The 15,160-nt window shown below is 37.4% G+C and carries 10 protein-coding genes; 4 read left to right on the top strand and 6 right to left on the bottom strand.

The genetic code is table 11. The features are described from left to right. Positions 1–194 precede the first annotated feature (194 nt). The 4 genes from secA to atpD all read right to left on the bottom strand — a co-directional run bounded on the left by secA (position 195) and on the right by atpD (position 5,958). Positions 195–3,473: a preprotein translocase subunit SecA gene (gene secA / locus ABIZ51_09240; GenBank protein MEO7088963.1), complete on the bottom strand. Its 3,279-nt coding sequence runs from the start codon at positions 3,471–3,473 to the stop codon at positions 195–197. A gap of 279 nt (positions 3,474–3,752) precedes the next feature. Beyond that, positions 3,753–3,989, bottom strand: a complete 237-nt coding sequence (gene atpC, locus ABIZ51_09235) for an ATP synthase F1 subunit epsilon (GenBank protein MEO7088962.1) — start codon at positions 3,987–3,989, stop codon at positions 3,753–3,755. A gap of 53 nt (positions 3,990–4,042) precedes the next feature. Continuing rightward, positions 4,043–4,399, bottom strand: coding sequence for a four helix bundle protein (locus ABIZ51_09230; GenBank protein ID MEO7088961.1), 357 nt, complete (start codon positions 4,397–4,399; stop codon positions 4,043–4,045). Between the two features lie 50 nt (positions 4,400–4,449). Beyond that, entirely contained in the window at positions 4,450–5,958 is a 1,509-nt protein-coding gene (atpD, locus tag ABIZ51_09225) for a F0F1 ATP synthase subunit beta (GenBank protein ID MEO7088960.1), read from the bottom strand. 134 nt (positions 5,959–6,092) lie between these two features. Here atpD and ABIZ51_09220 point away from each other — a divergent pair, with 134 nt between their 5' ends. Then, positions 6,093–7,616, top strand: coding sequence for a glycosyltransferase family 39 protein (locus ABIZ51_09220; GenBank protein MEO7088959.1), 1,524 nt, complete (start codon positions 6,093–6,095; stop codon positions 7,614–7,616). Positions 7,617–7,658: 42 nt separating this feature from the next. Here ABIZ51_09220 and ABIZ51_09215 read toward each other — a convergent pair whose 3' ends face one another. Next, complete coding sequence (locus ABIZ51_09215; GenBank protein MEO7088958.1) at positions 7,659–10,961, bottom strand: PKD domain-containing protein; 3,303 nt, start codon at positions 10,959–10,961, stop codon at positions 7,659–7,661. A gap of 278 nt (positions 10,962–11,239) precedes the next feature. On the opposite strand from ABIZ51_09215, the gene ABIZ51_09210 reads away from it, so the two are divergent. Beyond that, the gene (locus ABIZ51_09210; GenBank protein ID MEO7088957.1) at positions 11,240–12,511 is read left to right on the top strand and encodes a choice-of-anchor L domain-containing protein; all 1,272 of its coding nucleotides are present in this window, start codon (positions 11,240–11,242) and stop codon (positions 12,509–12,511) included. A 20-nt stretch (positions 12,512–12,531) separates the two neighbouring features. Next, complete coding sequence (locus ABIZ51_09205) at positions 12,532–13,218, top strand: NAD-dependent deacylase (GenBank protein ID MEO7088956.1); 687 nt, start codon at positions 12,532–12,534, stop codon at positions 13,216–13,218. Positions 13,219–13,249: 31 nt separating this feature from the next. On the opposite strand, the gene ABIZ51_09200 is transcribed toward ABIZ51_09205, so the two are convergent. Further along, complete coding sequence (locus ABIZ51_09200; GenBank protein ID MEO7088955.1) at positions 13,250–13,993, bottom strand: T9SS type A sorting domain-containing protein; 744 nt, start codon at positions 13,991–13,993, stop codon at positions 13,250–13,252. A 320-nt stretch (positions 13,994–14,313) separates the two neighbouring features. On the opposite strand from ABIZ51_09200, the gene ABIZ51_09195 reads away from it, so the two are divergent. Beyond that, on the top strand, positions 14,314–15,160 hold an 847-nt coding region (locus tag ABIZ51_09195; GenBank protein MEO7088954.1), incomplete at its 3' end, for a hypothetical protein.

Raw genomic sequence — 15,160 nt, 5'->3', positions numbered from 1 at the left:
GCGTTTGAAAAATTATTTTTTGAAACCGATTCTTTGTTCCGTGAAAACGTAATGCAAAAAAGAGTTTGGACGTTTTGTCGGGTATGTCATCACAATCTGTGATGACATACTTTGATTTAAAATATCAATTTGAAATCTGATATTTTCAAATTCTTCTTTTGTAAGTTGAAAAATAATATTGCCTTTCGAAAAAATTATTTTCCGTGACAATTCTTAAATTTTTTGCCACTTCCACAAGGACAAGGTTCGTTACGACCTGTTTTTTCTTCTGCTCTTACTGGTTGTGATTTTGGTTGTTCTTCTTGACGCTGCGCGCCAGGTTCTATTCCACTACGACTGGTTTGTAAACGACTTGTGTCTTCGCGTTGCGGCGCACGTTGTTGTGTCGGATTTTCATTCATTAAATTTCCTTTTATCAAAAAAGAAATCGCATCCTTATACACTTTCGTAATCATGGATTTGAACAATTCGAACGACTCAAATTTGTAAACCAACAAAGGATCTTTTTGTTCGTACGACGCATTTTGAACCGATTGTTTTAAATCATCCATTTCGCGCAAATGTTCTTTCCAAGCATCGTCAATCATCGCTAAAATAACAGATTTTTCAAAGGACGAAACCATTTCTTTTCCTTTCGAATCGTATGCTTTTTGAAGATTGACCAATACTTGCATGGTTCGTATTCCGTCCGAAAGTGTTGTAATCATATTTTCATATTGATTGGATGGACTTTCGTGCACGTTTTTTATCGTTGGGAAGGCTTTTATCGCAATGGCTGCACTTTTATTTTTGTATTGCAAAGCCGCTGTCTCATACGTTTTTGCGCCAATAGCTACGTTTGTTAAATCGGCAAATTCTTTTTCAGAAATAGGAGATTCTAAAGAAAGTAATCGAATCAATTCCATTTTAAATCCTTCGTAATCTTGCGTTTCGTGAAATTCATCCGTAATATTTTCGCACACATCAGTCAACATATTAGCAATGTCCACGGAAATGCGTTCGCCATAAAGTGCGTGTTTTCTTTTCGTGTAGATAACTTCCCGTTGCGCATTCATCACGTCATCGTATTCAATTAATCGTTTACGAATACCGAAATTGTTTTCCTCCACTTTTCGTTGCGCACGTTCAATGGATTTTGTAATCATGGAATGCTGAATTACTTCGCCTTCTTTCAAACCCATTCTGTCCATTAATTTCGCGATTCTTTCCGATCCGAAAAGGCGCATCAAATCATCTTCCAAGGAAACAAAAAATTGTGTTGATCCTGGATCTCCTTGTCTTCCGGAACGTCCGCGTAATTGTCTGTCTACACGTCTGGATTCGTGGCGTTCCGTACCAATAATTGCCAAACCTCCTGCTTCTTTTACGCCAGGCCCGAGTTTAATATCCGTTCCCCTTCCTGCCATATTGGTAGCAATGGTAACGGTTCCAGGACGTCCTGCTTCTGCAACAATGTCTGCTTCTTTCTGATGTAATTTGGCGTTGAGGACATTGTGTTTGATACCGCGTAATTTAAGCGTGCGACTTAATAATTCTGAAATTTCGACAGAAGTTGTACCCACCAATACTGGACGTTTTGCTTCTACACATTTTACAATTTCATCAATAACCGCATTGTATTTTTCGCGTTTGGTTTTGTACACCAAATCTTCCCTGTCTGCACGTGCAATTTTTCTGTTGGTAGGAATAACGACAACATCCAATTTATAAATATCCCAAAATTCGCCTGCTTCCGTTTCTGCAGTACCCGTCATCCCCGCCAATTTATTGTACATCCGGAAATAATTTTGCAAAGTAATGGTGGCGTACGTTTGTGTTGCAGCTTCTACTTTCACATTTTCTTTGGCTTCCAAAGCTTGGTGCAAACCGTCGGAATACCTTCTGCCTTCCATGATACGACCAGTTTGCTCATCCACAATTTTAATTTTACCATCGATGATTACGTATTCCACATCAATCTCAAAAAGCGTATAGGCTTTCAACAATTGATTGATGGTGTGAACCAATTCAGATTTCACACTAAAATCTCGAAGCAATTCATCTTTCTGAACTGCTTTTTCCTCAATACTTTTTTCTGATTTTTCAATTTCTGCAATTTCAGCACCTACATCTGGCAACACAAAAAACTTAGCATCTTCGCTGGATGTAGTGAGTAAATCATATCCTTTTTCAGAAAGTTCAATGGAATTATTTTTTTCATCAATCACAAAAAATAATTCTTCATCTGCTTTGTGCATTTCTCTTTCCTGATCTTGCAAATAAAAGTTTTCTGTTTTTTGCAAAATCGCACGAATTCCGGGCTCGCTTAAATATTTGATGAGTGCTTTGTTTTTCGGCAATCCTCTGTAACAACGGAATAGAGCCAATCCTCCTTCTTTTTCTTTGCCTTCGGAAATTAATTTTTTGGCATCAGCTAAAGCTGTATTGATATATGATTTTTGAGCATTTACAATTTTTTCGATTCTTGGTTTTAATGCTTGAAACTCCTGTTTATCGCCTTTTGGCGTAGGTCCAGAAATAATAAGCGGCGTACGCGCATCGTCAATCAACACGGAATCTACCTCATCCACAATCGCGTAATTAGGTGCGCGTTGCACCAAATCTTCCACGCTGTGACCCATGTTATCACGTAAATAATCGAAACCAAATTCGTTATTGGTTCCGTATGTAATATCCGCTAAATACGCTTGTCTTCTTTCGGGAGAATTCGGTTCATGTTTATCAATACAATCCACTGTCAATCCATGAAATTCGAATAAAGTTCCCATCCATTCCGAATCTCGTTTTGCCAAATAATCATTTACCGTAACCAAGTGAACGCCTCTGCCAGAAAGGGCATTAAGGTACATCGGCAAAGTAGCCACCAAAGTTTTTCCTTCGCCCGTTGCCATCTCCGCAATTTTTCCTTCGTGCAAAACAATGCCTCCAATTAATTGCACATCGTAATGCACCATGTCCCATTTGACGTCTGTTCCTGCGGCTTTCCAAGTATTGCTCCAAAATGCTTTTTCGCCTTTTATTTGAACGCTGTTTCTGGAAGCAGAAAAATCTTTGTCGAGCGCCGTTGCCGTTACTTCTACAGCTTCGTTTTCTTTGAAACGCTTTGCCGTTTCTTTCATCACAGAAAAAGCTTCCGGAAGAATGGCATCTAAACTTTTTTTAATCGTTTCGGTAATTGTTTTTTTAAGTTGATCAATTTCCGCGTATAATTTTTCTTTTTCTTCGATGGATAAATCGTCCGAAAATTCTGCTTGCTTTTTTAAGTCTTCGCTGCGCGCTTCGTCGGCTTTTATTTCGTCCGCGATGCGTTGTTTAAACTCTTGCGTCTTCGCGCGAAGCGCATCGTTGCTGAGTATTTGGATGCTTGGATATATTTTATGGATTTGATCGACAATCGGATGAATTGTTTTTAAATCTCGGTCGGATTTATTACCAAACATTTTCGAAATGGACGCCGTGAATGATTCTAACATGGAATGCTGTTTTATGTTTTTATTTAAGCTGGCAAATTTAGTTTATTTTTCGGAGGAAGAAAAGTAAAAAAGCCGTTCAAAAAAATAATTTTTGAAACGATAAATTGTGCTTCCGAAAAAATAATTTTTCGAAGGGTAAAAAAAAGATTTTTGTGATGAGATAAATTTGTTTTGAAAAATTATTTTTTCAAAACAATTAAAAGTGGTTCAAAAAAATATTTTTCCAAAGACAAAAAAGGCGTCCCAAAAAAATAATTTTTCGCGAAAGAGAAAAGAAATTTATTCTGCTAAAACAGTTACTTTATTACGCAACACTTCTACCACGCCGCCTTTAATTTCAATTAATTGCACGCCGTGTTTATCGTCGGTAATCTTTATTTTTCCTTCTTGCAAAGTAGCAATTACAGGCGCATGCGCATCTAAAACACCAAACGAACCATCTGCGCCGGGCACTTGTACCGATTTTACTTCGCCGCTGTATAATTTTTTATCCGGAGTAATGATTTCTAAAAACATGGTGACAATTTGAAAATTTGAGAATGAATTTATTTGACGATTTCTCTGAAAATTTATGTATTATTTCTTTTTAACGAACCAATAATTTTTGATAGAATTTTTAAAATAGATGCAATTTTCAATAATAAATTTTCTTCAGTCGGATATTGTTTTGAATGTTTCGCCAACAACAACCAATATTCCGTTTCTTCGGCTTCTTTCAAGGCAATTTTTATTTTATGAATAAAATCTGCTTTGCTTTCTGCGTTTTGTGCTTCTCTTACATTCGCACCAACCGAAGTTCCTGAACGCAATAACTGATTGGCGATTATGAACTTCCTGTTTGCTTCTAATAACTCAACATATTCAATCAACTCTAACGAAAACTGAAATGTTAAATCAACGATTATATTTTCTTTATCGTCACGCATTTCACTTTTTCATTCATACATTTTCAAATCGTCGAATCTTCAAATTATTATTAATTCGCTTCCGCGAGAATTTTCTTCCCTTTTTCAATTGCATCTTCAATGGTTCCAACAAGATTGAAGGCAGCTTCTGGATATTCATCCACTTCGCCATCTAAAATCATATTAAATCCTTTGATAGTATCTTCGATTGTAACAAGTACGCCTTTCAAACCTGTAAATTGTTCGGCAACGTGGAATGGTTGCGACAAGAAACGTTGAACACGTCTGGCGCGTTGAACTACCAATTTATCTTCTTCCGAAAGTTCGTCCATTCCAAGAATCGCGATAATATCTTGCAACTCTTTGTAACGTTGTAAAATTTGTTTCACGCGTTGAGCAGTGTTATAATGCGCATCACCCAAAACGGTTGGAGAAAGAATACGAGAAGTAGAATCCAATGGATCCACCGCAGGATAAATTCCTAACTCAGCAATTTTACGACTCAATACCGTAGTAGCATCCAAATGCGCAAAAGTGGTAGCCGGAGCCGGATCCGTCAAGTCATCCGCAGGTACATAAACCGCCTGAACAGAAGTGATAGAACCTCTTTTTGTAGAAGTAATACGCTCTTGCATCATTCCCATTTCTGTGGAAAGTGTTGGCTGATAACCTACCGCAGAAGGCATACGACCCAATAAAGCCGATACTTCCGCACCTGCTTGTGTAAAACGGAAAATAATATCTACGAAAAATAAAATATCACGTCCGCCAGATTTTTCATCTCCATCGCGGAAATATTCTGCCATTGTTAATCCTGATAAAGCCACACGAGCACGTGCTCCAGGAGGTTCGTTCATTTGTCCGAACACCAATGTTGCTTTGGATTCTGTCAAGGCTTTTTTATCTACTTTCGATAAATCCCAACCACCTTGTTCCATCGAATGTTTAAACTCTTTTCCATAATTGATAACGTCCGATTCGATAAACTCTCTCAACAAATCGTTTCCTTCTCTGGTTCTTTCGCCAACGCCCGCAAATACGGATAATCCGGAATATGCCTTCGCGATGTTATTTACCAATTCCATAATCAATACGGTTTTGCCAACACCCGCACCACCAAACAAACCAATTTTACCGCCTTTCGCGTAAGGCTCTAATAAGTCAATAACTTTAATTCCAGTATATAAGACTTCGGTAGCTGTGGAAAGTTCTTCAAATTTAGGAGGCATTCTATGAATCGCATAACCACCTTCGTTGGAAACTTGATCAATTCCATCAATGGCTTCGCCAACTACATTAAATAAACGTCCTTTTACTTTATCGCCAATCGGCATTTTAATTGGAGCGCCAGTTGCAATCACTTCCATTCCTCTTCTAAGTCCATCGCTGGAATCCATCGCTACTGTTCTCACAGTATCTTCGCCAATGTGCTGTTGACATTCTAAAATTACTTTTTGTCCGTTATCTCTCACAATCTCAAGAGCGTCCAAGATACTCGGCAATTTACCGCCTGTTTCTTCAAAACTTACGTCAATTACAGGACCAATTACCTGTACTATTTTCCCGTTTTTCTGTGCCATTTTTTATGTGTGCTTAAAAAAATTATTTTTAAAATTTTGCGCGAATGTAGTATTTTTTTATGAATTAAAAAGCAGGTTTGTTGATAATTCTTCGAAAACTGTTTACTACTTTCGTAGAATTATTTTTTCGCAAAATGATTCTACGGATCAAACAATTATGGAATGAAAAACCGCTGCTGCTGATTCTTTTAGCAGGATGTTTTTTTCGCATTTTAGCTGTTATTTTTTCGAAAGGATATGGCATGCACGACGATCATTTTTTGGTCATCGAACCGGCGCAATCTTGGGTAGATGGTGCCGATTACAACAGTTGGCTTCCGTTTAGTCATGAGCCTGCGATGCACCCTTCTGGACATAGTTTTTTTTATACCGGATTACATTTTATATTGTTTTGGTTGCTCAAACAAATCGGCGTTACAGATCCTCAACACAAAATGTATCTCGTTCGTTTTTTACACGCCGTATTATCTATCAGTATTATTTATTTTGGATATAAAATTACCGAGAAAATTGCCGACCAAAAACGTGCGAAAGTAGTTGGAATACTACTTGCTTTATTTTGGTTTATGCCTTTTTTAAGCGTTCGTAATTTGGTAGAATTTGTTTGCATTCCACCTTTGATGTACGCCACGTGGTTATTGTTAATCGCTTCCGAAAAAAAATTTTCTTTCCGCACCTATTTATGGATTGGTTTCATCGTCGGCATTGCATTTTCCATTCGTTTTCAATCTATTTTATTTTGCGGAGGTTTTGGTTTAGCGCTCCTCTTTCAGAAAAAATGGAAAGAAGCAATCACACTCGGCATTGGCTTTGCACTCTGCGCTGCCGCGATACAGGGCGTTGTCGATTCATTTGTCTGGCACGCCCCTTTTGTTGAATTTAGAGAATACGTTCGCTACAATTTAGCGCATTCAACTTCGTACAACACACAACCTTGGTACAATTATTTCCCTTTGTTAACGGGGATTTTGATTCCTCCAATAAGTTTGGCTTTACTTTTTGGTTTCGTAAAAAAATGGAAAACACAGTTAATTTTATTTTTACCAAGTTTTATTTTTTTTGCGTTCCATTGCTATTTCCCCAATAAACAAGAGCGTTTCATCATTCCGATTATTCCTTTTATTATTATTTTAGGATGGGTGGGCTGGAGCGAATTTCAAGAAAAATCAGCTTTTTGGCAAAAGCGACCAAAATTAACTCGCGTTTGCTGGATATTTTTTTGGAGCGTAAATCTCTTGCCATTATTGGTAGTTTCGGTTTCCTATTCCAAACGAAATCGCGTAGAAGCCATGACGTATATCGCTGCGAAACACGATGTTCGCTCCATTGTTATCGAAGACAGCGACAACGATAAATTTACGATGCTGCCATTGTTTTATTTGCAAAAATGGGGACACGTATTTTTCGTAACTAAAAAATTTCCACTGGATTCGCTTTATAAACAAACAACCGAATTAAAAAACTCTCCCATTTTACCCAATTACGTAGTATTTATGCAAAAAGAAAATATTGATGCGCGTGTTGCCACGATGAAAAAATATTACCCCGATTTAACTTACGAAACCACTATTCAGCCCAGCTTTATTGATTGGTTACTCAATTACATGAATCCCGTAAATAATAATCAAACGACTTATATTTATCATTTAGAAAAATAATTTTTTGAGAGCCCAAAATATCAAAATTCAAAACGGATTATTTTATTTCATTAAGGAAACGTGCCCAATGTATAAATGGCTTTTTTCCTTAAAATCTTTGACGCTGATTTTCCAAACATAGACATCTTCCTGTGCAATAGCTTTTCCTCCATTGGCTTTTCCGTCCCAACCTTGATAGAAATTGGTTGTATGAAAAATTAAATTTCCCCAGCGGTCGAAAATAGACATATCGTAATTGTTTACATCCACGTCCGATCCAGTTGGTAAAAACACGTCATTTAGTCCATCGTTATTGGGCGTAAATGCATTTGGTATATACAATACAAAATCCCCTTCAATATAAGCTATTTGTGTAATGCTGTCCTTACAGCCATAATTATTGGTTACAATAAGTTGAACGTTGTAATATCCAGTGTCAGGGTAGGTATATTGTGGGTTTTGTAAAGAAGAGGCTGAATTTGGCACATCTCCAAAATTCCATTCCCATTGATTGACTCCTCCTGTGGAATGATCGGTAAAATAAACAATCGGATCAATGATAATTGCTGGCTGAGGAGCCATTGAAAAGGCAGCTATTGGGTTTTGATATACTGTTATCATATTGTTTATGGATGCCGTATTGGAACAACCTAAGCTATCTGTTACGGCAAGTTTTATGGTATAGGTTCCAGGATTTGGATAACAATTATTGGCAATAGGGGAGTTGGTACTTGTATTACCATTCCCAAATACCCATACTGCTGTCATACTTGTTGGAGTGCTGAGGTTTGTAAATTTTACACAAACAGGGGCACAACCGTGAGTAGTATCAGCTGAAAAAGCTACCATTGGCAATGGGCGAACTGTTACGGTGGCACTAGCAGTGCTTGAACAGCCATTATCGGTAGCAGATACCGTATAATTGGTGGTAACAATTGGGTTTGCAACTGGGTTTGACAAAGTGCTAGAACTTAATCCTGTCGCTGGGGTCCAACTGTATGTTATTCCTCCACTGGCGTTTAAAGTAACGCTATTTCCAATACAAATAGCGGCAGAATTAACCCTTAATATTGGGAGTGGATTTACGGTTACTGTTACTTGTGCTGTGCCTGTGCATGTACCAGATGTACCAGTTACAGTATAGGTAGTAGTTGCTGGAGGAGTTGCTTTTGGATTGGCAGAAGTAGTGGAACTTAACCCAGTAGAGGGAGACCAAGAGTAGGTTGTTGCTCCTGATACTGATAAGGAACTCGAATCTCCTTGACAAACAATAGGAGGGACGGCACTTATGATTAAAGATGCTGTAACGCCCGATGTAATTAGAACGGAATCTTTAGACGTTAAAGGAATACATGAATTATCGGTTACACTTACATAATATTCTCCAGAAGAGAGTCCTGTAGCAGTGGCCGTATTTTGCGAAGGCGCAGTACTCCATGAATATGAGTAAGGTCCAACGCCTCCTGAAGCTGTAACGGTTGCTGTTCCTGCGGCGGCACAACCTCCTGTGGAGGTCATTGTTAAAGTTAAACCTCCCGTGCATGGAGCTAATGTAACTGAAAGTGATTGCACGAAACCAAGTCCGCAAGCATATAACAGTCCTCCAGCTCCTAATCTTAAATCATATACAATATTAGTTGCAGGGATTGTAGCAACAGGATTTAAATTAACATCATATTGTTTGATAGCATTACCAACTCCTATAAAAATATGATCACACATATCAACAGCAATACCGCCAGAATTAAAAGGGGTTCCAGTAATTGTTGCACTGGCTAACAAAGTACCTGTTGCAGGGTTCCATTTCTTTAAAATAGCTCCATCATAGGTATAGAGAAAATTATTACTTGTTGCCATTCCGTTGAAACCATTTGGCGGACCGGGTCCATACGTCACACTTCCTACTTCTACAAAGGTATATCCATCAGAAACCAGATAAGCTGTGGGAGCCAAGGCAGGAATAGGTGCTTTTAGTAATACATTGTCGAAATTACCAGGGTAACCCACAGATTGAGCTGTGGCCATGTAGCAATTCCCAACATTATCTTGTGCTAACAGGGCAAAATCATGGCAACATTCTACGGCATTTAAAATATTAACAGGTGTTATGGTTGTTACGTTTGTATCCAATACGCAGGCTTGATAAACTGGTCCAGTTCCTCCGCCAGCAATTACAGAAGTATGTGTACAATTGTTGTAAACGATTCTCCACATTTCCACCATATTTGGATTGGGAGGGAGCACAGCTAATTGGGTTCCTGCACCGCTTACCTTCACAATCTCAGCTCCAGAAGAATTAAATCCTTCGGTTAAGTATGAATTTTGACTGTGTCCGTCCACTGCAAAATCTCCATAGTAACTACTGGTTATGGGGGTGGATGTATACGACCATAAAATGACGCCAGCGCTGTTTAGTTTTGATTCTGTAAAAGGAGGAGTTCCACCATAAATATAAACATTTCCTGCTAAATCACAATCTACATCATATGCATTGGAGGAGCCTGCAAAAGTAGGCGTTGTAACCCAAGGATCAATAATAACAGTTTCACTGTGATTGTAGGTTTTTAGATGGAAAGAAACGATATTATCATTCACCTGAAATGAGGAATTAATTTTCAGTCCATTTTGATTTTTTGTAATTGGCGCATGGTCAATAATGCTTCCGAAGGCTGAATTTATTTCTGCGTTTCCGATAGCATCCAAATTTATTTTTTCGTTTCCAGAATACTTCATTTTTAACTGGGATACATCTGCTCCTGGATGCAAAATAATCGCATATTCAATTCCTTCTTTATTTTCTGGAAAAGAATATTCCACATCCACATTTGAATATAAATTTTTGTAAAGTATTTTTTTATAAGCCTGTGCTTTGATAGTTGTTTTGCCTGAATTGTCGCGCAAATCGCCATACGTAAAATAATTACTTACTTTATCTTCTGCAATAATTTGCACGTTCGGATTGGAATTTTCCCACTCCATACTTGCCATTGTCGTAATTACTTGCGTTAATTCCTCGTGTGTTTTACCTTCTTTTTCTAATTTTTCGCGTTCGTCTCCACTAATTTTTTTGTATTCATCGTGTCGATATGTCAAGCCTTTCGGAGTAAAATAAATTTGGACACCTTTATTGCGTATGCCAAATAAAATAGGGCTGTTTGGCAGACTGTCTTTCCCATCAAATTGAGTTTTGTTTTCTACAAACACTTTTTGATCAAACGGATTTACCTTCCATTTAGGTTGAAAAGAATGTGTTTGAGAATAGGCGGATGTACAGAAAATAAAACATCCCAAAATGAGAAAAAAGCACTTTCCTTTATCGGAAAAATAATTTTTCAAACAACTGTAACGAGGTAATTTTATTGCCATCTTACGTTTATTTTTAATTTAAAAATCTGTTATTCAGATACCAAAGATAAAATATTTTTTGGTTAATCAACAAAATTTGCCGATAGACTTTCGTTTTTCTCCCTTTAAATTTTTTTTTACGATGACTCTTTTGTATCAAAAATTTCGCATCGAAAAATTATTTTTTTGAAGCTGTTTTTTCAGCAAAAATTCTGATAAAAATCTTTTACTAAATTTGTACAGTAATTTTTTTTGTGTTGAAATTTTTTCAGAAAATCATTTTTTTCGCAAGCATTTTTTTGCTTTGTAAACCCTCCGATGTGCTCGCACAATTGGTAGTAAATAACACGCAAACACCGCAACAATTAGTACAAAACGTTTTGCTGGGCAGCGGTGTAATTGCCAGTAATATCACATATACAGGCGCGCAAATTGCAACAGGCTTTTTTAACGGAACCAACTCGAATATCGGCATCAGCAGCGGTATTTTAATGACAACAGGAAGTATTTATTTGGCGGTTGGTCCGAACAATCAAACAAGTGCCGGATTGAATTTACATTTGCCCGGAGATTCTGATTTGAGCGCTACTTCGGGCGGAACAACATTTGATGCCGCCGTGTTAGAATTTGATTTTGTGCCGTATGCGGATACGATTAAATTTCATTATGTATTTGGTTCGGAAGAATACCCGGAATACGTGTGTTGCCCTGACAATGATGTATTCGCGTTTTATATCAGTGGTCCTGGCATTGTCGGAAAAAAAAATTTAGCATTGATTCCGACTACTACTACTCCGATTTCCATCAACACTTTAAATGGAAATTGCGTAGGTACCAGTGTTTGCAATACATCCAATCCGTGTTGCAACAGTCATTCTAATTATTATATTGATAATACTGGCGGAACAACAGTTCAATACAATGGTTTTACGGAGCCAATGACGGCTGTTTCACCCGTTCAGTGCGGACAAAAATACCACATCAAAATTGCGATTGCCGATGGAGGCGACGGAAATATTGATTCCGGTGTTTTTCTGGAGGCAGGCAGTTTTACTGGTGGTAGCAGCTTACACATCCAAACTAATTTGATGGCAGATACTCTTTGTCCGAATGATAATGTACGCGTTTTTTGTAGCGATACTTCTACTTCACATATTTTTAATTGGAATTTTGATAGTGCAAATGTCTTATCTGGTAGCGGTTCCGGACCGTATTCATTAAGTTGGAATACTCCCGGAATGAAGAAAATAAAAGTTTCCGTTCCAGGATTTTGTGAAAGCGGCGCCGATTCTGTGTACATACATGTAAACGCCTGCGATGTGATGATTCCCAATGTTTTCACACCTAACGGAGACAATGTAAATGATTATTTTGTGATTCAAAATTTGGAAAGACATCCTGATTCGAGATTAATTATTTATGATCGTTGGGGAAAAAAAGTTTTTGAAGACGATAATTATCACAACGAATGGAACGGTTCCGATTTGTCGGATGGCACGTATTACTATATCTTAGACGTTCCGAACGATAAGACGATGAAAGGTTTTGTAACCATCTTACGAAAAAAATAATTTTTCAAACGCTTTTTTGGATGAAAAAAATTGTTGTCTTTACAGGAGCCGGAATAAGTGCCGAAAGCGGAATAAAAACATTTCGTGATACCGGCGGTTTGTGGGAAGAATATAATATTAACGACGTTGCCACGCCCGAAGCATGGGCAAAAAATCCCGCTTTAGTACTCGATTTTTACAACAAGCGTAAACAACAAGTGATGGATGCAAAACCCAATGCCGCGCACTTCGCATTGGTAGAATTGGAAAAAAAATACGATGTGCAAATCATCACTCAAAATATTGACGATTTACACGAAAGAGCCGGCTCCAAAAAAGTATTGCATTTGCATGGAGAAATCATGAAATCGCGCAGCAGCGTAGACGAATCGCTAATTTACGAAATAAATAAAACCGAATTAAAATTGGGCGACGTTTGCAAAAAAGGCTCTCAATTACGTCCGCACATTGTATGGTTTGGAGAATTGGTTCCGAATATGGAAATGGCTTACGCGATGGCTGCAAAAGCAAGTGTTTTTATGGTTGTGGGAACTTCGCTAAATGTGTATCCGGCGGCAGGGTTATTGGAGGCTGTTTTTGAAAATGTGCCCAAATATGTGATTGACCCCAACAGCTTAAAAATACCAAGCCAAAAAAACTTTTTTTTTAGAAAAGAAAACGCCGGAACGGGCGTTCCGGCGTTGGTAAAAGAGCTCTTGAAAAAATAATTTTTCGAATGTTTTATTTTAATGTAAATTTTTAGTGTGTTACCACTAATTTTTTAGTTGCAATCGTTTTACCGTTGACAACAAAAGAGTAGAAATAAATTCCTGCATCCATTCCAGTAACATCTGCTTTTACAATGCCTTCGCGGTTATTGATATCAATCGGTAATTCTTTTATTTTTTCTCCCAGCATGTTGTAAAAAATAATTTTTGCAACAGTTGCATCCGATTCCAACGAATAAGAAAGAGAAACTAAATTAGCAGTAGGATTTGGAAACGCCGGCGACAAAGCATTTTTTCCAAGCGTATAAGTAGCAATTCCAGTAGGTGTAACGTGATAATTTACGGTTACGTAAGAAGAATCACTCGGATTATATTGACCAAAAAATACATATCTAATAGTAGTAACACCTGTTCCTGGTCCGGTAGTATACTTACCATAAAAAGAAGAAGTGGTGGAATCTGCAGCTAAAACAATCCCTGTAGGAGATTGATTGGTACTCGGTCCGTAGCAAAGAACCCAACAAAAAAGATTAGTACTTCCACTCACGGTGGAAATAGTATCGCGTTTGCAAAAAACATCGATACTGCTATTTGTTGTGTTTTTTACATTTAGTTTAGCTTCCATCATTGAATTTGGGGCACCCCAATAATCAATAGTTGTACTGTTTACAACAATATTTCCGTTATTTGGATCTGTTATTTTAAATACACCCTGTGCAACGGAAATAGTTGCAATCAATGAGAACGATAGCAAGGAAAGTAATGTCTTTTTCATAATGTTTTATTTAATTATTAGGTTGAAAAAAATGCATCCAAAAAAATATTTTTTCGACAGGGTAAAAGTACGATTAAAATCTGAATTTGCAATCTTATGGATACTTCTACGCTAAAATTTTAAAAAAGTTTATATATACTAACCCGAAAAATATTTTTTTGAAACACCTTTAAAATAAACTGTCTTGAGGCGATTGTAATTTTAGGAATACAATAATCAATAAAAAAAAGTAGGAATTACTATTTTTTATTTCTACTTTTACCCTAAACAAATTCGATTTAAAGGTCTAAAAAAAATTACTAATTAATAAACAAAAAAACATGAAAAAAATACTACTCAGCGTAACGTGCCTCGCTGCATTTTGTTTCGCTACAAATGCGCAAGTTATCCAGTCGCAAAATTTTCAGTCAGGCATGCCCGCTGGATGGTCACAACAAAAAGCAGGTTCTGTAACAAATACAGGTTGGCATGTAAGCACCGCGATGGGAGCAAACTTAAATACGATTGTTCCGGCGCATACGGAGTATGCTTGGGTGGATGATTACGATAACAATGCACCAACGAATACTAATACAGGTCAGGCACATTTGAGCAATGATACTTTGTATTCATCTAGTATGAATTGCGCTGCTTATGCCCACGTGTTTGTTTCTTTGGATGTTTGGTTTCAAGAAGTAGGATATACAAGTGGACCTACTGAGCAAGCTACCATTGCTGTATCTAATAACGGAGGAGTTACATGGACAACTGCTGATACTATTGGAGGAGCAAGTAATAATAATTGGAGAAATGCTACGTATGATATATCTGCTTATGCAGCAGGAAATGCGAATGTGATGATTGCCTTTACATACAATAATTTCGGATACCAAATGTATGGAGTAGGAGTTGATAATGTGAGTGTTTTTGCACCAAGCAATTATGATATGGGCGTTACAGCTCAAAATTTACCTTATTACATTGGCAATAACGTTGCGAAAACTGTAAGCGGAACTATTCATAATTATGGTTCAACTACTATTACTTCTATGAATTTGAAATACAGTGTAAATGGTGGAACTCCAGTTACGGACGCACTTTCTTCTTTGAGTATTTCTGCATTAAGTAATTATAACTTTACACACAATATAGCTTGGACGCCCACTGCGGATGGAATTTATACGATGA

Source organism: Bacteroidia bacterium, from assembly GCA_039924845.1.
In the GTDB taxonomy this organism is placed as follows: domain Bacteria; phylum Bacteroidota; class Bacteroidia; order DATLTG01; family DATLTG01; genus DATLTG01.
Note: the sequence above shows the minus strand (reverse complement) of the source record. Positions and strands in the feature narration are given on the sequence as shown.